General features: G+C 69.2%; 19 protein-coding genes and 1 tRNA gene. 8 read left to right on the top strand and 12 right to left on the bottom strand.

Features of this window, described 5'->3' with window-relative positions; translation table 11 throughout:
* The first annotated feature begins 9 nt into the window (after nucleotides 1–9).
* Together serS and MPE_RS13575 are read left to right on the top strand one after the other, a co-directional pair.
* On the top strand, nucleotides 10–1,308 hold the full coding sequence (gene serS, locus MPE_RS13580) for a serine--tRNA ligase (protein ID WP_011830276.1): 1,299 nt from the start codon (nucleotides 10–12) through the stop codon (nucleotides 1,306–1,308).
* A gap of 46 nt (nucleotides 1,309–1,354) precedes the next feature.
* A tRNA-Ser gene (locus tag MPE_RS13575) sits at nucleotides 1,355–1,445 on the top strand.
* A 175-nt stretch (nucleotides 1,446–1,620) separates the two neighbouring features.
* Here the strand turns inward: MPE_RS13575 and MPE_RS13570 are convergent.
* On the bottom strand, nucleotides 1,621–1,956 hold the full coding sequence (locus MPE_RS13570) for a hypothetical protein (RefSeq protein ID WP_011830275.1): 336 nt from the start codon (nucleotides 1,954–1,956) through the stop codon (nucleotides 1,621–1,623).
* Between the two features lie 228 nt (nucleotides 1,957–2,184).
* Complete coding sequence (locus MPE_RS13565; protein ID WP_011830274.1) at nucleotides 2,185–2,838, bottom strand: hydrolase; 654 nt, start codon at nucleotides 2,836–2,838, stop codon at nucleotides 2,185–2,187.
* Between the two features lie 150 nt (nucleotides 2,839–2,988).
* Between MPE_RS13565 and MPE_RS23345 the strand changes: the two genes are divergently transcribed.
* The gene (locus MPE_RS23345; protein ID WP_011830273.1) at nucleotides 2,989–3,756 is read left to right on the top strand and encodes a LysR family transcriptional regulator; all 768 of its coding nucleotides are present in this window, start codon (nucleotides 2,989–2,991) and stop codon (nucleotides 3,754–3,756) included.
* 532 nt (nucleotides 3,757–4,288) lie between these two features.
* Entirely contained in the window at nucleotides 4,289–4,570 is a 282-nt protein-coding gene (locus MPE_RS24330; protein WP_158304619.1) for a hypothetical protein, read from the top strand.
* 21 nt (nucleotides 4,571–4,591) lie between these two features.
* Here MPE_RS24330 and MPE_RS13550 read toward each other — a convergent pair whose 3' ends face one another.
* On the bottom strand, nucleotides 4,592–6,103 hold the full coding sequence (locus tag MPE_RS13550; protein ID WP_011830271.1) for an AMP-binding protein: 1,512 nt from the start codon (nucleotides 6,101–6,103) through the stop codon (nucleotides 4,592–4,594).
* Nucleotides 6,104–6,223: 120 nt separating this feature from the next.
* Between MPE_RS13550 and MPE_RS13545 the strand changes: the two genes are divergently transcribed.
* Nucleotides 6,224–6,820: a PAS and helix-turn-helix domain-containing protein gene (locus MPE_RS13545; protein WP_148210946.1), complete on the top strand. Its 597-nt coding sequence runs from the start codon at nucleotides 6,224–6,226 to the stop codon at nucleotides 6,818–6,820.
* 19 nt (nucleotides 6,821–6,839) lie between these two features.
* On the opposite strand, the gene MPE_RS13540 is transcribed toward MPE_RS13545, so the two are convergent.
* Genes MPE_RS13540 through MPE_RS13530 form a run of 3 tightly spaced genes read right to left on the bottom strand, consistent with a single transcriptional unit; the run spans nucleotide 6,840 to nucleotide 8,171 of the window.
* On the bottom strand, nucleotides 6,840–7,067 hold the full coding sequence (locus tag MPE_RS13540; RefSeq protein ID WP_011830269.1) for a DUF2798 domain-containing protein: 228 nt from the start codon (nucleotides 7,065–7,067) through the stop codon (nucleotides 6,840–6,842).
* Nucleotides 7,064–7,651 (bottom strand): flavodoxin family protein, encoded by a 588-nt coding sequence (locus tag MPE_RS13535; protein ID WP_011830268.1) that lies wholly within the window; start codon nucleotides 7,649–7,651, stop codon nucleotides 7,064–7,066. The genes MPE_RS13540 and MPE_RS13535 overlap by 4 nt, the downstream gene beginning before the upstream one ends.
* Nucleotides 7,652–7,676: 25 nt before the next feature.
* Nucleotides 7,677–8,171 (bottom strand): DUF2938 domain-containing protein, encoded by a 495-nt coding sequence (locus MPE_RS13530; protein ID WP_011830267.1) that lies wholly within the window; start codon nucleotides 8,169–8,171, stop codon nucleotides 7,677–7,679.
* Between the two features lie 80 nt (nucleotides 8,172–8,251).
* Between MPE_RS13530 and MPE_RS13525 the strand changes: the two genes are divergently transcribed.
* Complete coding sequence (locus tag MPE_RS13525; protein WP_036232721.1) at nucleotides 8,252–8,701, top strand: helix-turn-helix domain-containing protein; 450 nt, start codon at nucleotides 8,252–8,254, stop codon at nucleotides 8,699–8,701.
* A 47-nt stretch (nucleotides 8,702–8,748) separates the two neighbouring features.
* Here MPE_RS13525 and MPE_RS13520 read toward each other — a convergent pair whose 3' ends face one another.
* The 4 genes from MPE_RS13520 to MPE_RS13505 all read right to left on the bottom strand — a co-directional run bounded on the left by MPE_RS13520 (nucleotide 8,749) and on the right by MPE_RS13505 (nucleotide 13,677).
* On the bottom strand, nucleotides 8,749–9,762 hold the full coding sequence (locus tag MPE_RS13520; protein WP_011830265.1) for a formylglycine-generating enzyme family protein: 1,014 nt from the start codon (nucleotides 9,760–9,762) through the stop codon (nucleotides 8,749–8,751).
* Nucleotides 9,759–11,492 (bottom strand): arylsulfatase, encoded by a 1,734-nt coding sequence (locus MPE_RS13515; RefSeq protein ID WP_041929689.1) that lies wholly within the window; start codon nucleotides 11,490–11,492, stop codon nucleotides 9,759–9,761. Before MPE_RS13515 ends, MPE_RS13520 begins: the two co-directional genes overlap by 4 nt.
* 10 nt (nucleotides 11,493–11,502) lie before the next feature.
* A complete protein-coding gene (locus MPE_RS13510; RefSeq protein ID WP_011830263.1) occupies nucleotides 11,503–12,687 on the bottom strand; it encodes a porin in 1,185 nt (394 codons plus the stop codon).
* A gap of 192 nt (nucleotides 12,688–12,879) precedes the next feature.
* Nucleotides 12,880–13,677 carry a helix-turn-helix domain-containing protein gene (locus MPE_RS13505; RefSeq protein ID WP_129450908.1) on the bottom strand — a complete coding sequence of 266 codons (798 nt, stop codon included), beginning with the start codon at nucleotides 13,675–13,677 and terminating at the stop codon, nucleotides 12,880–12,882.
* Nucleotides 13,678–13,782: 105 nt separating this feature from the next.
* On the opposite strand from MPE_RS13505, the gene MPE_RS13500 reads away from it, so the two are divergent.
* Together MPE_RS13500 and MPE_RS13495 are read left to right on the top strand one after the other, a co-directional pair.
* On the top strand, nucleotides 13,783–14,691 hold the full coding sequence (locus MPE_RS13500) for a bile acid:sodium symporter family protein (RefSeq protein WP_158304618.1): 909 nt from the start codon (nucleotides 13,783–13,785) through the stop codon (nucleotides 14,689–14,691).
* A gap of 81 nt (nucleotides 14,692–14,772) precedes the next feature.
* Complete coding sequence (locus MPE_RS13495) at nucleotides 14,773–16,020, top strand: acyl-CoA dehydrogenase family protein (RefSeq protein WP_011830260.1); 1,248 nt, start codon at nucleotides 14,773–14,775, stop codon at nucleotides 16,018–16,020.
* A 22-nt stretch (nucleotides 16,021–16,042) separates the two neighbouring features.
* Here the strand turns inward: MPE_RS13495 and MPE_RS13490 are convergent, their stop codons facing one another.
* Nucleotides 16,043–16,429 carry a hypothetical protein gene (locus MPE_RS13490; RefSeq protein WP_011830259.1) on the bottom strand — a complete coding sequence of 129 codons (387 nt, stop codon included), beginning with the start codon at nucleotides 16,427–16,429 and terminating at the stop codon, nucleotides 16,043–16,045.
* 35 nt (nucleotides 16,430–16,464) lie between these two features.
* A complete protein-coding gene (locus MPE_RS13485) occupies nucleotides 16,465–19,584 on the bottom strand; it encodes an efflux RND transporter permease subunit (RefSeq protein WP_011830258.1) in 3,120 nt (1,039 codons plus the stop codon).
* Between the last annotated feature and the right edge of the window lie 10 nt (nucleotides 19,585–19,594).

The raw sequence follows: 19,594 nt of genomic DNA, 5'->3' as shown, positions 1-19,594 counted from the left end.
CCACCCACCATGCTGGACATCAACCTGTTGCGCAAGGACCTCGAGGGCGTCGTCGCGCGCCTCGAGACGCGCAAGTCGCCACAGCCCTTCCTGGACGTGGAGCGCTTCACCGCGCTCGAGGCCGAGCGCAAGGCCATCCAGACCCGTACCGAGGAGCTGCAGGCCCGACGCAACAGCCTGTCCAAGCAGATCGGCCAGCTCAAGGCCAAGGGCGAGGACACGGCGGCGGTGATGGCCGAGGTGGGCGGCATCGGCGACGGGCTCAAGGCCAGCGCCGAGCGGCTGGAGGTGATCCAGAGCGAGCTCAACGCGCTGCTGATGGCGTTGCCCAACCTGCCGCAGGCCGGCGTGCCGGTCGGTGCCGACGAGCACGCCAACGTCGAGGTGCGCCGCTGGGGCCAGCCGCGCGCGCTGGACTTCGCGCCGAAGGACCACGTGGACCTCGGCGCACCGCTCGGGCTCGATTTCGAGACCGGGGCCAAGCTGTCCGGCGCACGCTTCAGCTTCCTGCGCGGGCCGGTGGCCCGGCTGCACCGTGCGCTCGCGCAGTTCATGCTCGATGTGCAGACGCAGGAACACGGGTACACCGAGTGCTACACGCCCTACATCGTGAACCGCGAGGTGCTCGAGGGCACGGGCCAGTTGCCCAAGTTCGAGGCCGACATGTTCTGGGTCACGCGCGGCGGTGACGACGACGAAGCCACCACGCAGTACCTGATCTCCACGTCGGAGATCTCGCTGACCAACAGCGTACGCGAGCAGGTGCTGGCCGCCGACCAGCTGCCGATCAAGCTCACGGCCCACAGCCCTTGCTTCCGCTCCGAGGCCGGCAGCGCCGGCCGCGACACGCGCGGCATGATCCGTCAGCACCAGTTCGACAAGGTCGAGATGGTGCAGATCACCACCGCCGAGCAGAGCGACGCCGCGCTCGAGGCGATGGTGGGCCACGCCGAGGCGGTGCTGCAGAAGCTCGAGCTGCCTTACCGTGTGATCACGCTGTGCACCGGCGACATGGGCTTCGGTGCGGCCAAGACCTACGATCTTGAGGTCTGGCTGCCGGCGCAGAACACCTACCGCGAGATCAGTTCCTGCTCCAACTGCGAGGCCTTCCAGGCGCGCCGCATGCAGACCCGCTACAAGACGGCGCAGGGCAAGAACGAACTGGTGCACACCCTCAATGGCTCGGGCCTGGCCGTCGGCCGTGCGCTGGTGGCGGTGCTGGAGAACGGCCAGAATGCCGACGGCAGCATCACGATCCCGGCGGCGCTGCGGCCCTACCTCGGTGGGCTCGAAAGGCTGGTGGCCTGAGCTACAATCGGTGGCTTCGCTAGCGATAGTGAGACCACAGTTTTCCGGAGAGGTGGCAGAGTGGTCGAATGTACCTGACTCGAAATCAGGCGTACGGTATCCCCGTACCGAGGGTTCGAATCCCTCCCTCTCCGCCAAGTAGTCCAAGCCCGCGCACGACGCGGGCTTTTTTTCGCGTGAGCCCCGCGTGGCGCGGGCTGCGGGCCCGATGGCCATTCTCAGTAGGGCACTGACCGGACCATCGAAGCGCCTTCTCCGAGGCCTTTCTCAGTGGCCTTCCAAAGTGGTACGGATAATTTTTCCGACCATCACCTACGGCGCGCACGCGGTGAAACTCACCTGGCCATCAACCTTGCGGACCAGCCACGGCCCGAACAGTTCGGACCCCGACGCGTCTTCGATCTGAAGCCAGCCCACGGCATCCGGTTCGTTGGGCGCGGCCCCGACGCGTGCAATGGCGGGCTGCCCGTCAGGTGCGTTCGGGCTGACATAGCGGCCGACGAAGGCGATCGAGCCGTCCGGTAGCTTCCCCCATCGACCCTCGTAGGTAACCTGCCCACAGGGAATAACGAGCTGCATGCCTTGGGCTTCCAGCGAAGCGAGCGCCGCCGCGCCCTCGTTGGACTTGTTGGCATTGGCCCAGCGCACCGGGGCCGTTCCGCGATCGGGGTCCGAGATGTCCGGGGAGCAGGCCAGACCGATCTCTTCGAATGGTGCCGTGCACAGGCCAAGCGGGAGGTACTGGATGAGGTCGCACGTAATCCGCTGCTGCGCTAATCGGCTCGCCTTCTGTGCGACAAAAATGAGCGTGAGGGGACGGGACGTCCGAAGAGCGGCGTCAGTGCCGTGCCCCGGACATCCGCCGTCCCGTTCAGGTCACCGTGCCTCCGCCGGCACCGGCGTGTTGAGCAGCTGCTGCTCCCAAAGGAATGCGATGCCGCTGCCGCCGGCGTGCTGCGTGATCACCTCAGTCAATGCGGCCGCCTGCTCGAGTCGGGCCCAGTCGCGCTGCCATTCCGCCGCCACTGCCAGCCAGGTCATCATGTTCGCGCCGGCCGCGATCATGCGCTGGATGGCGACTTGATGGGCCTCGACCGACACGCCGCCTGACGCATCGGTGACCACCGTGACATCCCAGCCTTCGCCGAGGGCCTGGATCGTGGGCATCGCGACGCACACCTCGGTCCACAGGCCGGCAATGACCAGCTGCTTGCGGCCCGTCGCCTTCACGGCATCCACCACCGTCCTGTCTTCCCAGGTGTTGATGAACGTGCGGTCGATCACCTCCTGGCCGGGGAAGACCTCGGTGATCTGCGGGAACAGCAGGCCTCCACGGGCCGCGATCACGGTCGTCAGGATGGTTGGCACGCCAAAGGCCTTGGCAGCCTTCGCCAGGCCCGCCGTGTTGTTGATCACCATCTGCGGTTCATGGCTGTTCACGTTCGCGAGTTGGTAGGGCTGGTGGTCAATCAGGACGAGCACCGAATCCTCGGGGCGCAGGAGCGAAGCCAGGCCATTGCGGAAAGTCATGGAAGGGGTCCTAGGTTGCCGCGTGAGCGGGGTTGATTCCGGGAATGCAGTCGCCGGTGCGACGTTGCTGGAGCGCATTGTGTTGTTCCCATCGGTGGCCCGGTAGTGCCATGATGGGCGACGCTGTGTTGCTTGAAGAGGAACGCGACGATGGATATCGAGGAGCTTCAGACGTTCGTGGCGGTGGCTGACGCCGGGGGGGTGTCGCCGGCAGCCGGGCGGCTCGGTGTGGCCAAATCGATCGTCAGTCGCCGCCTTGCCCGGCTCGAAGCAGAACTCGGGGTGCAACTGCTGACTCGGTCCACCCGCGGGGCGGCCGTGACGGAAGCAGGGGCCATGTTTCGCGACTACGCGGCCCGGGTCTGCGCAGAAGTAGATGCGGCCAGGGAAGCCATCCTCCCGGCCGGTGAGCTACGAGGCCGCCTGCGCGTCGCCGCGCCGCTCTCATTCGGTCCCACGCACTTTGCGCCCGTGTTCACCCCGGACATCGCCCGCGCGATCGATTTCTACGCACGAGCCCTCGGACTGCGGCTGTCCGACCGGTCGCGCGACGCCGTTGCCTTCATGCACGGTCGACATGGCTCCGACCATCACCTGGTGGCGTTCGCCTCCAGCAGCGCGCGAGGCTGGCACCACAGCTCCTGGGACGTCGATGGCATCGAGGCCGTCGGCAAGGGCGGCGAGCAGATGCGAAAGGCGGGCTACACGGAAGGATGGGGTACCGGGCGGCATGTGCTCGGATCGAACTACTTTCATTACGTTCGCGATCCATGGGGTTCCTTCGCCGAGTATTCCGCCGATATCGACTTCATCGCGACCGGGATGACTTGGCCGACCGGAGACCATGCCCCGGAGGATTCCCTTTACCTGTGGGGGCCGGAGGTGCCGGACTACTTCTTCCACAACAGCGAGGCGTAGCTGAGAAGCCCTGGCGCGATTCCCCGTCCTGCGCGTGCTTCACCGTCCCTCCAATTCACGGCCTGCTCGTTGGCGCCGCCCAGGATTCGAACAACTACCGAGCGGGATCGGGGGAATCGTTGGGGGAATGGCGTACTCGACGGTGTAGAAAACAACGTATTTATTGGCGTTACAGATAACGTAGCGATGCCTCCCTCCGCCAAGGATCGTTTTCAGAGCATCTCAAGACGCCTCTGAATTCCCCGCAAAGCCCCGTTCTACGGGGCTTTGTCGTTTCTGGGCGTCTCGCACCGTGCTCGGTATCCGGCGCAGACTGGGGGAACAATTGGAGGAACCGGGCTCTTTTGCCTGGGGGAATTGCCTCCGAACCGATGCCCTTGACCGACACCGCCTGCAAGAACGCCGAAGCCCGGAGCGCGAGCTCCGCGAGCGCTATAGCGACAGCGGCGGCGACTACACCGGTCGCCGCAACGGCCAGGGCCTGACGCTGGGATGGCATCCGAGTTCGCGCTGGAGTGCGGCGGTGGGCGGCATGCGAAACGCGATCCGCTTCGACGAGGGGCGGTTCACGGTGCGCACGGCGACCTTGCGGATCGATCACGCGCCGAGCACGCAGCTGGCGGGCAGCCTGCCGCTGCAGTGGGCCAACGTGTCGCACGAACTGGGCGCGAGCGGGCGCCTGCGTTGGCAATGGCAGCCCGGCCGCGAGCTCCTCTTCTACGTCGATCGCCTCGGCTACACCGGCGAGCAGCGCGACACCTTGCCCGATCAGACCCGCGCGCTGCTGAAGCTGGTGTGGACGCTGGAGCGGTGACGGGCCCTGCGCCGCCCCGTCTCAGGCGAGCTGCCGCAGCGCGGTCTTCAGCACCTTGCCGTAGCTGTTCTTCGGCAGCGCCTCGACGAAGCGGTAGCGCCGGGGGCGCTTGAAGCGGGCGATGTGCTGCAGGCACAGCGCATCGAGCGCTTCGGGCTCGACCCCGTCGCCCACGATGAACGCGACGACGATCTCGCCCCACTCGGCGTCGGGCTGGCCGATGACGGCGGCCTCCCGCACGCCCGGGTGGCGCAGCAGCACCTCCTCCACCTCGCGCGGGTAGATGTTGGAGCCGCCGCTGATGACCACGTCCTTCGAGCGGTCCTTGAGCGTGAGGAATCCGTCCTCGTTCATCGCACCCAGGTCGCCGGTCCGGAGCCAGCCGTCGCGCAGCGTCTGTGCCGTCGCCTCGGGGTTGCGCCAGTAGCCCGTCATGACCGTCTCGCCACGCACGACGACCTCGCCCATCTCGCCCGCCGCCACGGGGTCTCCCCGTGAGTCGACCACGCACACCTCGACCAGGGAATGGGCCATGCCGACCGACCCGATGCGATCGAGCCACTTCGGGTGCGCGCGATCGGCGAGGTGCTGGCGCGAGAGCGCCGTGATCGTCATCGGCGACTCGCCCTGCCCGTAGATCTGCACGAAGCACGGGCCCATGACGCCGAGCGCGTCCTGTATGTCTTCCACGTACATCGGGCCGCCGCCGTAGACGATGGTCTTGAAACCGTGGGCCGGCGCGCCCGTGTCCCGCAGGTGCGAGACCAGGCGTTTCACCATGGTGGGCGCGGCGAACAGGCACAGCCGCCCGATGCCTCGGGACAGCGTCAGCAACTCGGCCGGATCGAAGCCACCCGAGACCGGCACCACGTGGCGTGCCGCCTTCGCGACGAAGGCGAAGTTGTACATCCCGGCCCCGTGCGACATCGGCGCGGCATAGACGATGGCGTCTGCCGCCGTCACCTCGTCCACGTCCATGAAATAGCAGGCCGTCATCGCGGCCAGGTTGCGGTGCGACTGCATCACGCCCTTGGGGCGGCCGGTGGTGCCCGACGTGTAGAACAACCACGCCAGGTCGTCGGGCGCCCGGTGCACCGGCTCGATGGCGGCCGCCTCCAGCGCCGTGCGGTAGGCGGCATCGGCCGGCGTGAGCACCTGGCGCAACGCCGGCAGCGCCGCGAGGGGGGCGCGCAGGTCGGGCGCCAGATCCTCGGAGACGAACAGGACGGCGGCCTCGGCGTCGCCGACGATGAACGCCACCTCGCCAGGGTGCAGCTTGGCGTTGACGGGCACCACCACCAGGCCGGCCCACCAGGCGGCATAGAGCAGCTCGAGGTAGCCCACGTGGTTGTGCATGCAGAGCGCCACCCGCTCGCCCGGCTGCAGCCCCAGGGTTCCGCGCAGGTGGCCGGCCAGTCGCGCGGCGCGGTCGGCCAGGGTCCGGTAGTCCAGCACCACCGTATCGCCCAGCAGCACGGCGGGGCGGTCGGGATGGGCGAGGGCGGCGCGCACGAGCCATCGGGCCAGGTTCATTGCAGGCACTCCGGAAACCGGGCAACCGCAGGGTCTTCGTCCCCGTTTGCCGCGACGGCCAATGTAGGAAACTCGTTCGCCCGCCGCCAGACGTAGGACTACCTCATGGTGCTTTCCCGCATGCCCCGCACAGACCTTCCCTCGCCGGCGGCGGCAACGGAGGCACCGACGGTCGACGACGACCTGGAACAGGTCTTCGACCTGGCGCCGGTCGGCCTGTGCGTCTCGCGCGAGCGGACCATCCGGCGCTGCAACGCCCCGTTCGCGGCGATGTTCGGCTACTCCCCGGCCGATCTGGCCGGGCACTCGCTCGAGGGCCTGTACCCGTCGCGCAGCGAGTTCGAGCACATCGGTGCCCAGGGACTGGCCGTCATGCAGCAGACCGGCCACTACAGCGACGAGCGCATCATGCGCCACCGCAGCGGTCGCCTGTTCTGGTGCCACGTGGCCGGCCGTTCGATGCGGCTCGACCAGCCGTTCGCCTGTGCGGTGTGGGCCTTCGAGGACATTTCCGCGCGGCGCCCGGTGACGGTCGAACTGACGGCGCGCGAGCGCGAGATCGCGCGCCAGCTCGCGGCGGGGCAGGGCACCAAGGGCATCGCGCGGGCGCTCGGCGTGAGCCCGCGCACGATCGACGGCCACCGCGCGCGCCTCATGAAGAAGCTGCAGGCCCGCAGTGCGGGCGAGATGATCGCGCGGCTGATCGGCCTGCAGTGAGCGCCGCCGTGGCGGCGGATCACGGAGGGGCCGTCAGCCGCTCGGCGAGCCTTCGGGCGAGCGGAGCGACCAGCAGCACGACGGGGAAGGCCACCATCCAGGCCGCCCACCAGGCGCCGAACCAGAGGCCTGCGAAACCGGGTGCCGGTCCGATGGCGCGGAAGGTCGTGAGCCCCGAGATCAGGAGCGACATCAGGCCCGACAGCATCAGCCCGGACAGCAGCGGGCCGTAGCGCCTGGGGATCATGCCGCCGCTCCCGCGGGGCGGGCATGGCCGAGTCGTTCCAGGGTCTCTGCGACGTGCCGGCCGAACATCCGCGCGGTCCGGATGTCGCCCGGCACGAAGGCATCGGCCGCTGCCGCATGCCCGGCCTGGGCCATCAGGCCCGACCAGGAGCCGAGCCGGTTGACGGCCTGGTCGTGAGGCACGCCGTCGTGCTGCCCGGGAAGGAAGGGGTTGCCGACCCACAGCATGCCGTGCTGCATGGCGAACACGAACATCGAGGTCAGCGTCGACTGCTTGTCGCCGGAGGGCAGGGACGACACGGTGAATCCGGCGGCCAGCTTGCCCTTGAGCCGCTGCGTGCGCCACAGCCGGCCCGTGGCGTCCATGAAGCCCTTGAACGGGCCGGACACGCCGCCGAGGTAGGTGGGAGAGCCCAGCACGACGCCGTCGTACGCCAGCAGCTCATCGGGTTGCCGGGCCAGGTCATCGGCCTTGAGCAGTTGCGCCTCGGCCGTGCCGACGCTGCGGGCGCCTTCGGCCACGTGGGTCGCGATGTGTTCGGTGTGCCCGTGCGCGCTGTGATAAACGATTGCAAGTCTTTGCATGTCATGACTCCAAGGGATTTCGGGATCAGTGCCACGGCATCGCGGCGATGGCAGCGGACAGGTAGAGGCCCAGGCCGAAGACCGTGTGGTTGGCCAGGCTCCGCAGCCGGTTCTTCATCGGTGTCGGCGTCCTGGACGCCGCGAATCCGGCGCCCATCGCCGGTTGCAGGATGGCCAGCGGCGTCAGTGTCGTGAGCAGACCGAAGGCGACGGCCGGCATCAGCGTCGGCTCCCGAACCCAGGCCCAGCCCTCGATGGCCACCAGGGCGGCCGCGAAGGCGATGCCGATCGCGTAGTGCGCGAGCCAGCCCCACGCCCGTTCGCCCGCAACGGGCGCCGAGCGTGCGATCGCGGCATGCCGGAACCGGCCGTGGAGCAGGTGCCCCGCCCAGCGCCCGAGGTGGGCGAGGTCCAGGCCGGGCACCCCCGCGCGGCGGAGGACGAGGAGCCACGCGTCGAGGACAGCGGTGGCGCCCGCCCCGATCAGGACCAGGCGTTGAATCTCTTGCATCGATGTCATGAGGGACCTCCTTGATTGACTCGGGTGTGCTTCGAGTTCACTATAGAAGTTCAAGTCAACTTCAAGTCAAGGGGTCCGCGGTGGATATTTCCGAGGTGGCCCGGCGCGCGGGCGTGCCGGCGTCGACGCTGCGCTACTACGAACAGCGGGGGCTCATCGCGTCGCTGGGCCCGCAGGGCGCCCGACGCCGCTTCGCGGACTCGGTGCTGGACCAGCTGGCGCTCATCGCCCTGGGCCAGGCGGCCGGCCTGTCGCTCGACGAGGTCCGTTCGATGCTGTCGCCGCAGGGCGCCCCGAACATCGACCGGCAGTTGCTCGCGGCGAAGGCCGACGAGATCGATGCGACGGTGCGGCAGCTGCGCGCCATGAGCCGGGGGCTGCGACATGCCGCGGCCTGCCGCGCGCCCAGCCATGCGCAATGCCCGACCTTCCGCAAGCTGCTGAAGGCCGCGGCCTCCGGCGCCCTCGATCGTCAGCGGCGCGACCGCGGGCTGCGGCCGGCCGGCAAGGGGGTGGCCAGCGCGCCGTGATCGCTCGTGCCCGGCCGGGCCTTCGCGGCCTCCCTCCGGTCGATCGCTCAGGACCGGCGCACCGTGCGGAATCCGACGTGCGACGTGGCGGTCGAGGTGGCCTGCGGCTGCCGCGCCGACGGTCGGTAGCGGAGGCAGTAGTCCGGCGAGCACAGGTGCGAGCCGCCCTTGATCACGCGCACCGGCGTGCCCGGTTGGCGCGGGTCACCGCTGCCGGCGGCCGGCGTCTCGGCGAGCCGTCCGTTCGCGCCGGCCTGGTGCCCCGGCCGGTACCAGCTGGAAGTCCATTGCCACACGTTGCCGGCCATGTCGTACAGACCGAAGCCGTTGGGCCGGAAGCAACCCACCGGCGAGGTGCCGGCGTAGCCGTCCTCCTGCGTGTTGCGCAGCGGAAACTCGCCCTGCCAGGTGTTCGCCCGGTGCACGCCTTCGGGCCTCACCTCGCTGCCCCAGGCGTAGCGCTGCCCCTTCAGCCCGCCCCGCGCGGCGTACTCCCATTCCGCCTCGGTCGGCAGGTCGCGTCCCGCCCAGCGTGCGTAGGCGAGCGCATCGTCGTACGACACCTGCACCACGGGGTGGTTGCCTCGTCCGTCCAGATCGCTGTCGGGCCCGCCGGGATGGCGCCAGTCGGCGCCGGGCACGTAGCGCCAGCCACCGGGCCGGCCGTGCGCCGGCGGCACGAACACCGCAGACCCTGGCACCTCGCCCGCGGCAGCCGCGCGCTCGGCGGTCGTGACGTAGCCCGTCGCCGCGACGAAGCGGGCGAACTGCGCGTTCGTGACCGGGTGCCGGTCGATCCAGAAGCTGCGCACTTCGGCCGGCAGCGCCGGCCGTTCCTCGGGGTAGGCGTCGTCGGCGCCGATCTCGAAGCGGCCGCCCGCGACCCGCACCATGCCGTCGTGGGCACCGTCGGCGGCCGGCAGCCCGGCGTAGGCCTCGCAGAGGCCGTGATCGGCCGACGCCTCGACGGCCATCGGGGTCAACTGGTGGCACAGCAGGCCTGCGGCCAGCGCAGCCGCTGCCACCCGCGGCAGTGCGCGTGGCCGCAGGTCCCTCTTCACTGCATGTCCTCGAAGTAGCGTGTGCCGTTGCTGTAGCCCTTGCGCTCCGCCAGGCCGGGGATGTCCACCACGCCCACTTCGCGCACGTAGCGCTCGTACTCGGCCACCAGTTCGCTCAACTTGGCCGGCTGGGACGCTGCCAGGTTGTTGAGCTCGCTGCGATCCTTGGACAGGTCGTAGAGCTCCCACTCGCCGGTGCCCCACTGCCGGTTGCTGTAGACGATCTTCCAGTCCCCCTTGCGCAGCGCCTTGCGGCCCCCGAGTTCCCAGCCGTGCACGTGATCGGCCGGGTGCACGCTGTCGCGCTGCCCGGTCAGCATCGCGAGCATCGAGCGACCGCGCAGCGGGAGCACCGCACGTCCCTGGTACTCGGTGCCCGGATGGCGGGCGCCCGCCAGCTCCAGCAGCGTGGGAGCGATGTCCATCGTGTGGGCGAAGCTGTCGCTGATCTGCCCCTTGCGGCCCAGTGCCGGCCAGCTGGCGATGAACGGCACGGAGATTCCACCCTCGTACAGGAAGCCCTTGTACAGGTGGAAGGGGTTGGAGCCCACCTGGGCCCAGTTGGGGCCGTAATCGATGTAGGAGCCCTTGCGCCCGCTGTTGGCAAGGCTGTTGTCCATGCGCGTCTTCACCCACTCGCGCGTGCGGCCTTCGTCGAGGGCGGTGTTGCCGTCCGCGCCGTTGTCGGACATGAAGAGGATCAGCGTGTTGTCGTACTGGCCGGTCTTCTTCAGGTAGTTCACGACTTCGCCGATGTAGTAATCCATGTCGTCGACCATCGCGGCATAGACCGCCATGCGCTTGGACTCGGTCTGCTTCTGCGCAGCGGTCAGCGTGCTCCACTTCGGCCACAGCGGGTGGCCGGTGTAGACCTGCGCATCCTTCGGGATGATGCCCAGCGCCTTCTGGCGCGTGGTGCGCTGGTCGCGGATCGCGTCGTAGCCGACGTCGTAGCGGCCCTCGTACTTGCGGATCGTCTCGTCGTAGGCCTGCAGGGGCCAGTGCGGCGCGGTGAAGGCGAGGTAGCCGAAGAAGGGCTTGCCGTCGCCGCGGCCGCGGTCGATGTAGGAGATCATGCGGCGCGCGAAGAACTCGCTCGAGTAGAAGCCTCGCGCGGGCACGTCGACGAGCTGGCCGTTCTCGTTATAGATCGCGCGCGGGGGCTTGGCTGGGTCGCCGGTGATGATGCCGGTCTGGTCGAAATGCCCGGCGCCGCCCTGCACCATCGCGTACGACTGCTCGAAGCCGCGCCGGGCCGGGCTCACTTCGGGCGTGACCCCGAGGTGCCACTTGCCAGCCATGTAGGTGTGGTACCCGCTGTCCCGCAGCAACTGCGGGAAGGGCACGACCCGATCGTTGAGGAAGCCCTCGTAGCCCGGCCTGCCCTTCTGGTCCGGGGTGAGCAGTTCGGCCATGCCGCCGAAGCCGGCCAGGTGGTTGTCCGTGCCCGACATCAGCATGGCGCGCGTGGGCGAGCAGAACGGCGCCGAGTAGAAGCTCGTCAGGCGCACGCCGTCACGGGCGATCGCGTCCAGGTGAGGCGTGTCGATCTCGCCGCCGTAGGCGCCGAGGTCGGAGTAGCCCAGGTCGTCGGCGACGATCAGCAGGATGTTGGGGCGGATTGGCGGGGCCGTGCCCTCGGCACGCACGGCCGTCGCGACGCACAGGAGTGCGGCGGCGCCCAGCGTCAAGGCGGCGAGGGTGGGTTTCGGTGATGCGGTGAGTCTCATCGTGGGCTCCTCAGAACACATGGCGCAGGCCGACCGACAGCAGCCGGGTGCGGACGCCCAGCGCGCCGGCGGGGGACGGCACCCCAGCGAAGGGGGTGTAGGCGCCGTTGCGCTCGTTGCGATGGAACAGCAGGTTGGTGTGCCAGGCCGTGCGCTTGGACAAGCCGTACTCGTAGCCCAGCGCGATCTGCGAGGCGCCGGTGTCGGGGCCGGCGGTGGCCTGGCCGGCCATCCGGGACGCATCGACGGTGACCTGGCCGTTGGCGTCGGTGCCCAGTGCCGACAGGCTGCCGGAGCCGTTGTCGGCGCGGGTGTACGCCGCCTTCAGCAAGCCCTTGCCGAGCCGGTAGGTCGCCTGCAGCTGCCAGTTGCGGACGTCGAGGTCGAGCGTGTCGCTGCCGATCACCCGTTCGTAGTGCATGTCCACGACATAGGCACCGAGCTTCAGGTTGCCGAAGGTGTAGGCACCGTAGAGGACCCAGGCGCGGTCCTGCGTTCCGGCGCCGCCGTAGCGACCGTGGGTTTCGTACGCGGCACCCAAGGACAGCGGACCCCCGTCGTACACCGCCGACGTGGACAGCAAGCGCGGGCGTGCCGTCGGCGTGGCATCTTCGCCGAAGCTGTAGTGCGCCATCAGCCGCAGCCCGTTCATCGACGGGGACCAGTACGCGAGTGTGTTCACCTGGCGACGGGCGAAGGAGCCGGGAGCCTGCACGTTGCTGACCGTGTTGGCGACGCCGTTCCCGAGGATCTGGCCGCCGTCGGGCGTGGAGCCGGGGAAGAGATCGCGCGCCAGCAGCATCCGCACGGGGGTGTCCCACACCCCGCCGAAGACGGTGCCATACGGCGTCTCCAGGCCGACCCGCGTGTTGCGCGAGGCAAAGGCGTTGAAGCCGGGGGGCGTCACGCCGTCGAGGAAGACGTAGGACTCGACCTGGAACAGTGCCTTCATGCCGCCGCCCAGGTCCTCGCTGCCGCGGGTGCCGAAGAAGGAGCCGTAGTTCGTGAGACGCGAGGTGGTCGCGCTCGGCAGGCCGACGGCGCTGCTGCTCGCCGCCGCGCCCTTGTAATACGACTCGACGGCGGTGTTGAGGTAGCCGTAGAGCGTCAGGTCGGAGCCTTGTGCCAGGGCGGATGAGGAGGCCGCGCACAGGGCAGCGGCCGCCATGGCCTGCGGAAGTCGGAACGATTTCAAGATGCTTGTCTCCTTGTGTGCATCGCCTCACCGTCCAGATGCGGTGGGTTTCTTGTTGGGGGCGGATGCTGCACGCAAGCAGGAGCTATCGCATCTTGTTTTGGGGTGGCGTTACACCAGGTGGAATGGTCCGAGCGAGCCCTCCACGGGCCGCACGCGGGGCGCGACGGGAGAGCCGCGGTGCTGCGGAAGCTACCGGCCGGCCCGGGCCGCAGCTGCGCCGATCTCGGCGGCTGTCGCCTTCAGATCCGCGAGGTGGTCTCGCACGATCTTGCTGCGCAAGCGGTACTTGCGCATCCACACCAGGTTGATGCACGCGAGAACGCGCTGGCCCTGGAGCACCGGCACGGCGATGGCATCGAGGCCATCGTCGAACTCGGACATCGGCTTCTGCGAACCGCCGAACTGCGGGTCGCGCGCGCCATAGCCCTGGTGGCGCGTGCGTTCGAGGATCGCGGGCAGTTCAGCGTTCATGACCGCCAGACTGCGCGGGATCGTCGGCGGGTGCCGGTGATGGAAGGCCAGGACGCGCTCGCGCTCCTTGTCGGAGCACCAGGCGAGGTAGGCGCGTCCCGGCGCACTGAGGAAGAAGTCGACCCGGAAGCCGATCGGGTAGAAGTCCAGCGCCAGGCCGCTGCGCTTGCGCGACGTCTCGGCGGCGATGAGGCGGTTGTTGCGGACCACCAGCAGATCCGACGGCCAGATCACCTTGCGCTGCAGGCGCTCGAGATAGGGGCCGGCAATCTCTCCGAGCTCACGCTGGCGCGTCGAACCTTGCGTTGTCTCGGTCAGGACGACCTTTCGGCGATAGAGGCCGTCGCCCATGGCACGCCACACGAACCCCTGCTGTTCCAGGGTCAGCAGCAGCCGGAGCAACGTGGGCTTCGCCATGCCGGTCTGGGTGTGCAGTTGCTGCAGCGAGCGCCCGTCGTCGTTGTCGAGGGCCCTGAACACCTGCAGCCCACGCTCCAGTGCACGAACGGTCTTCACGGAGGCAGTCAAGGTTTCGCCTGGTGGAACAAGGACAGGTGCGGGTTGACAGAGCCGACCCGCTACGGGAACCTCGCCGGACCGCAGCCCGACAAGAGACAAGGCTTGGACGCTCTGGACACCCGATCCGTGCTGTCATTCGTGCTGTCCGTCAGCGTGTTCATGATGATGGTGTGCGTGGGGCTGGGTCTTTCGATCGAGCACTTCAGGGCCCTGACACGCCAGTCGAAGCCGCTGTGGATCGGCCTCGGGTGTCAATTGCTCGTGGCCCCAGCGTGCGGATTCGCCGTGGCCTGGTTGTATCGCGATCGGCCCGACATCGCACTGGGAGTCGTGCTACTTGTCGCGGCGCCGGGCGGGGCCGTCGCCAACGGGATCGTGCAGTTTGCACGGGCCCGGGTCGATGTCTCGGTGGCCCTGACCACGCTCAACGGCCTGCTCTGCATGGCCCTGACGCCGCTCATCGCAGGGCTGGGGTTCGCGATGTTCAGCGATGGATCGGACGCTCTTCAGCTGCACCCCTGGAGGACCGTGCAGAAGATCGTGCTGCTGGTGGTGCTGCCCGTGACGCTGGGCATGCTGCTGAGAGCCCACCTGAAGGCCGGTTCGGACCTGATGCGGCTCGCACACGACGGCGCGGCAGCACTGGTCGTCGTCATCCTGGCGGTGGTCTTCGTTTCGATCTTCGACCATCTGGCGGCGCGCTGGCTCGACAACCTCCCGGCCGCCTTGCTGCTGTGCGCACTGATGCTGGGTTCCAGCCACGCCGCTGCAGCCGTCGCCGGACTCGACCCGCCGTTGCGGTTCACGATCTCCATCGAGGCCAGCATCCACAACGTGCCCATCGTGGTCCTGATGGCCGATCAACTCCTGAATCGCCCGGAACTGGCCGGCTTGGCCGTGGTCTACGTGCCCGTCATCGCGGTGCTGGCGCTGTCGTGGGCGTTTGCGCGTCGGCTCGGGTCGGCGTCGCGGAGTGTCGGCGTCGAGCGTGCGGCCCGCGGGCCGGGCTGACCGGCCGTAACGGCCGCCGGTTTACGCCCGAGGCCGGCACGGGCAAGATCAGTGCTCCCCCCATCACGATCCGGAGCGGCCATGGCGATCGACTTCACGCTCAGCGAGTTCCAGCGCGCCCTGCAGGCCGATGCGCGCGGCTTTGCCGCGCGCGTCCTGAGCGAGGTGGCCGCGACGATCCGGCCGCTGGCGCGGCCCGAGGAGCGCTTCTACGCGACGCGGCCCTACTACGACGCCATGGTCGCGGCGGGCTTCGTCAAGGCCCTGATCCCTAAGGAGTTCGGCGGCACCGCACTGTCGACGCTCGACTTCGCGCTGGCGGCCGAGGAACTGGCCGCCGTCGACGTGAACGTGCCCTCGGCGCTGCTGTCCACCGGCCTGGGCCTACAGCCGCTGCTGCGCTTCGGCAACGCCGAACAGAAGCGGCGCTTCCTGCCCGATTTCGTGGAGGACGGCGCCCGCCTGGCCGGCATCGCGTTCACCGAGGTCACCGGCGGCGCCAATTACGACTGCCCGGACCCGAGCGCCGGCGTCCAGACCTTCGCGCGGCGCGAGGGCGACGAATGGGTGATCAGCGGGCGCAAGCACTACACCACCAACGGCACCGGATGGGACGGCCAGGGGCCGCACCTGTTCACCGTGGTCTGCCGCACCGACCCCGCGCTGGGGCCGCGGGAATCGCTGGCCGTCATCGTGGTGCCGGGCGGTCTGCCCGGCATCCAGGTGGCGGGCATCCTCGACACCGTCGGTCACCGCGCGACGATCTCGCCGCGCATCCACTTCGACGATGTGCGCGTTCCCGTGGGCAACCTCCTCGGCGCGCCCGGCGACGGCATCGACATCGTGGAGACCGCTTTCGCGTGGACCGCCGCGCTGATCGGCGCCGCCTGCGTCGGCGTGATGCGGGCGGCCTTCGACACGGCGCTGCAGTTCGCGAAGACCGACAAGCGCTCCGGGACCGTGCCGGTGATCGAGCACCAGAGCGTGGGCTACCTGCTGGCGGACATCAAGATGCGCATCGAGGCGGCCCGCTACCTGACGTGGAAGGCCTGCCATCAGTTCGACCTCACCGAAGGGCGCAGCCGCGAGCTGCCGACCACGGCCAAGGTCTACGCCTCCGAACTCTGCGTGCAGGGGGTCTACGACGCGATGCGCGTGGTGGGGGTGGACAGCTACACCGACATGTTCCCGCTCGCGGGCTTGATGCAGGACGCGCTCTGCTTCCCGCTCTACGACGGCGGCAACCTGGGGGTGCGCCGGCGTCAGCTGCACGCGCTGCTCCGCAGCCCCGGCTACGACGCCATGGCGTCGGCCGAGGGCCGGGGCTAGGCCCCGCGTTCCGGGCGCGGGCTCACTTCAAGACGAAGCGCACCGTCGAGGGCTTGCCCGCGACGGTCACCACGGCCACCGCCTTGCTGCCGGGGGCGACCTTGAAGCTGCCGGTGGCCTCGAGCTTGTCGCCGGCCGGCTTCAGCACCACCTCCTGCTTCTCGGTGCCGGTCAGCAGCGTGAGCCGGGCGGTCGCGTTCGACACGTCGGCCGGCTTGCCGTGGTCGCGCAGGTGCAGCTGGATCACGCTGGGCTGGGCGACCAGCTCGTAGTCGATGTCCTTGACCTCGACCACCACGCCGCCGTGCAGCGGCGTGTGCGCGTGGGCGTGGTCGTGCGGGTCGCCGGCGGCGAAGGCCGTGGTGGCCAGGACCAGGGTTGCGGCGGCGAGCAGGTGTTGCGGCTTCATGGAGCGTCCTTTCGTGTGAGGGGAGAGCAGGGGATTCAGAGCGCCTCGGCGTCCTTGTCGTCCATCAGCGCTTCGGCCGATCGGCGGCCGAACAGCCAGAACATCGCGGGCGTGAGGAAGGTGTCGAGCAGGGTCGAGCTGATCAGGCCGGAGAAGATCACCACGGCCACCGGGTGCAGCACCTCGGTGCCGGGCTGTTCGGCCTCGAACAGCAGCGGCGCCAGCGCGAAGGCGGTGACCAGCGCCGTCATCAGCACCGGGCTCAGGCGCTCGAGCGAACCGCGGACGATCATCCGCTGGTCGAAGTTCTCGCCCTCGAAGCGCATCAGGTTGATGTAGTGGCTGACCTTCAGGATGCCGTTGCGCACCGAGATGCCGGCCAGCGTGATGAAGCCCACCAGCGCGGCCACCGACAGCGGCTGACCCGACAGCCACAGCCCGAGCACCGCGCCCACCAGGGCCAGCGGAATGTTCACCATGATCAGCGCCGACAGCGCCGCCGACCGGTAGCGGCTGTAGAGCACCACGAACATCAGCGTCAGCGACACGATCGACAGCAGACCGACCAGGCGCGAGGCCTCCTCCTGCGCCTGGAACTGGCCGCCCAGGGTGATGAAGTAGCCCTCCGGCAGCGGCGTGTCGGCCACGATTCGCCGGATGTCGGCGACGATCTCCGACAGCGCCCGCCCCGAGGCATTGGCCGACAGCACGATGCGCCGCTTGCCGTCGTCGCGGCTGATCTGGTTCGGTCCGTCGCCTTCCTCGATGCTCGCGAGCCGGGACAGCGGGACGCGGCCGCTGGGCGTCTCGATCAGGATCCGGCGCAGCCCCTCCAGCGAGCGTGCCGACTCCGGCAGCTTCACCACCAGCGCGAAGCGCCGGCTGCCCTCGACGATCTGGGTGATCTTCTCGCCCTCCACCAGCGCCTGCAGCGCCGCCAGCACCTGCGGCGCGGGCACGCCGTACTGCGCGGCGGCGGCGGGGTCGATGCGCACCTTGATCTGCGGCGCCAGCACCTGCTTCTCGATCTGCAGGTCGGCAATGCCCGGGATCGTGGCCAGCCGCGCGCGCAGCGCGTCGGCCTGACCGCGCAGCGCGTCGAGGTCCTCGCCGAAGATCTTGACCGCGATCTGCGAGCGCACGCCGGAGAGCATGTGGTCGATGCGGTGCGAGATGGGCTGGCCGATCTCCAGCGCAGCCGGCAGGTTGACCAGGCGCGCGCGGATGTCGGCCTTGATCTCGTCCATGCTGCGGTTGAGTTCGGCGGTGGGTTTGAGCCCCACGTCGAGCTCGCTGACGTGCACGCCCTCGGCGTGTTCATCCAGTTCGGCCCGGCCGCTGCGGCGCCCGACGTGTGTCACCTCCGGCACCTGCTTCATCAGCACCTCGGCCTGGCGCGCGACGGCCGAGGTCTCGGTCAGCGTCACGCCCGGGTTCAGGCGCAGGCCGATCAGCAGCGTGCCCTCGTTGAACGGCGGCAGGAAGGTGGTGGGAAAGAAGGGCACCGCCACGGCGGCCACCAGCACCGCCGACGCCGCGGCGGCCAGCGCGGCGCGCGGGCGGTCGAGCACCCGCTGCAGGCTGCGGCGGTAGCCGGCCTTCAGCCAGGCCAGCACCCGGGTGTCGCCGTGGTCGATGTTCTTCATCCGCGGCAGCAGGTAGAAGCCGAGGACCGGCGTGACGGTCACCGAGACCACCAGCGAGGCCAGCGTCGAGACGATGAAGGCGATGCCGAGCGGCACGAACAGCCGGCCCTCCAGCCCCGGCAGCGCGAACAGCGGAATGAACACCAGCACGATGATCACCGTGGCGTACAGGATGGCCGAGCGCACCTCCATCGTGGCGCGGCCCACGATCTCGATCGGGTGGAGGCGCTTGTCGGGGTGCTTCGCACGGTCTTCCTTCAGGCGCCGCAGCACGTTCTCCACGCCCACCACCGCATCGTCGACCAGGCCGCCGATGGCGATCGCCAGGCCGCCCAGCGTCATGGTGTTGATCGACAGCCCGAAGTAGCGGAACACCAGCGCGGTGATGAAGATCGAGACCGGGATCGCCGTCAGCGCGATCAGCGTGGGGCGCAGCGTGCCGAGGAAGAAGAACAGGATCAGCGCGACGAACACCGAAGCGCCGATCAGCTTGCCCTGCAGCGTGGTGATCGAGGCCTCGATGAAGCTCGCCTGGCGGAACGTGACCTGCGGCGCCTCCATGCCCGGCGGCAGCGAGGACTTCAGGCCGAGCAGGGCCTCCTCGAGCGCGCGCGTCAGCGCGATGGTGTCGGCGGTCGGCTGCTTCTGGATGCCCAGGATCACGGCCGGCTTGCCCTCGAAGCCGGCGTCGCCGCGCTTGAGCGCGGCGGCGAAGCTCACCTCGGCGATCTGGCGCAGCAGCAGCGGCTGGCCGTCGCGGGCGGTGAGCGCCAGATCCTTCAGGTCCTCGAGCCGGGAGGTGCGGCCCAGGTTGCGGATCAGCACCTCGCGGCCGTTGAGTTCCAGGAAGCCGCCCGAGGTGTTGCTGGAGTAGCCGCGCAGCGCGGCCTCCAGCTGCTCGTGCGTGACGCCCAGCTCGGCCATGCGCTGCGTGTCCGGCTGCACCTGGAACTGCCGCACTTCACCGCCGATCGGGATCACCTGCGCCACGCCCGGCACCGCCAGCAGCCGCGGGCGCAGCACCCAGTCGGCGTACTCGCGCACCGCCATCGGCGAGATCTTCGCCGCGTCGACCGGGATCGCGATCTGCAGGATCTCGCCCATGATCGAGCTGACCGGCCCCATGCGCGGCAGCACGCCCTCGGCCAGGCCTTCCTCCATCGCCGACAGGCGCTCCGAAACCAGTTGCCGGGCGCGGAAGATGTCGGTGCGCCAGTCGAAGGTGACGTAGAGGAAGGACAGGCCGGCCGACGAGGTGGAGCGCACCGACTCCACGCCGGGCAGCCCGTTCATCGTGGTCTCGAGCGGGAAGGTGATGAGCTGCTCCACCTCCTCGGCGGCCATGCCGCCGGCCTCGGTCATGACCGTGACGGTGGGCTTGTTGAGGTCGGGGAACACGTCCACCGGTGTGCGCGAGAGCGTGAATGCGCCGTAGGCCATCAGCACCACGCTGGCGATGATCACCAGCAGCCGGTTGCTCAGGCTGTTGTCGAGGAGCCACTTGAACATCGCGGGCTCC

Source organism: Methylibium petroleiphilum PM1 (assembly GCF_000015725.1).
Taxonomy (GTDB): Bacteria; Pseudomonadota; Gammaproteobacteria; order Burkholderiales; family Burkholderiaceae_C; genus Methylibium; species Methylibium petroleiphilum.
The sequence above is the reverse complement of the archived record's forward strand: the minus strand, read 5'-3'. Positions and strand labels throughout refer to the sequence as shown.

Excerpts from the sequence above, each read along its gene's own strand:
- serS (WP_011830276.1), top strand. The coding sequence starts at position 10 with ATGCTGGACATCAACCTGTTGCGCAAGGACCTCGAGGGCGTCGTCGCG.
- MPE_RS13565 (WP_011830274.1), bottom strand. The coding sequence starts at position 2,838 with ATGACTTTCCGCAATGGCCTGGCTTCGCTCCTGCGCCCCGAGGATTCG.
- MPE_RS23345 (WP_011830273.1), top strand. The coding sequence starts at position 2,989 with ATGGATATCGAGGAGCTTCAGACGTTCGTGGCGGTGGCTGACGCCGGG.
- MPE_RS24330 (WP_158304619.1), top strand. The coding sequence starts at position 4,289 with ATGCGAAACGCGATCCGCTTCGACGAGGGGCGGTTCACGGTGCGCACG.
- MPE_RS13550 (WP_011830271.1), bottom strand. The coding sequence starts at position 6,103 with ATGAACCTGGCCCGATGGCTCGTGCGCGCCGCCCTCGCCCATCCCGAC.
- MPE_RS13545 (WP_148210946.1), top strand. The coding sequence starts at position 6,224 with ATGCCCCGCACAGACCTTCCCTCGCCGGCGGCGGCAACGGAGGCACCG.
- MPE_RS13540 (WP_011830269.1), bottom strand. The coding sequence starts at position 7,067 with ATGATCCCCAGGCGCTACGGCCCGCTGCTGTCCGGGCTGATGCTGTCG.
- MPE_RS13535 (WP_011830268.1), bottom strand. The coding sequence starts at position 7,651 with ATGCAAAGACTTGCAATCGTTTATCACAGCGCGCACGGGCACACCGAA.
- MPE_RS13530 (WP_011830267.1), bottom strand. The coding sequence starts at position 8,171 with ATGACATCGATGCAAGAGATTCAACGCCTGGTCCTGATCGGGGCGGGC.
- MPE_RS13515 (WP_041929689.1), bottom strand. The coding sequence starts at position 11,492 with ATGAGACTCACCGCATCACCGAAACCCACCCTCGCCGCCTTGACGCTG.
- MPE_RS13495 (WP_011830260.1), top strand. The coding sequence starts at position 14,773 with ATGGCGATCGACTTCACGCTCAGCGAGTTCCAGCGCGCCCTGCAGGCC.
- MPE_RS13490 (WP_011830259.1), bottom strand. The coding sequence starts at position 16,429 with ATGAAGCCGCAACACCTGCTCGCCGCCGCAACCCTGGTCCTGGCCACC.
- MPE_RS13485 (WP_011830258.1), bottom strand. The coding sequence starts at position 19,584 with ATGTTCAAGTGGCTCCTCGACAACAGCCTGAGCAACCGGCTGCTGGTG.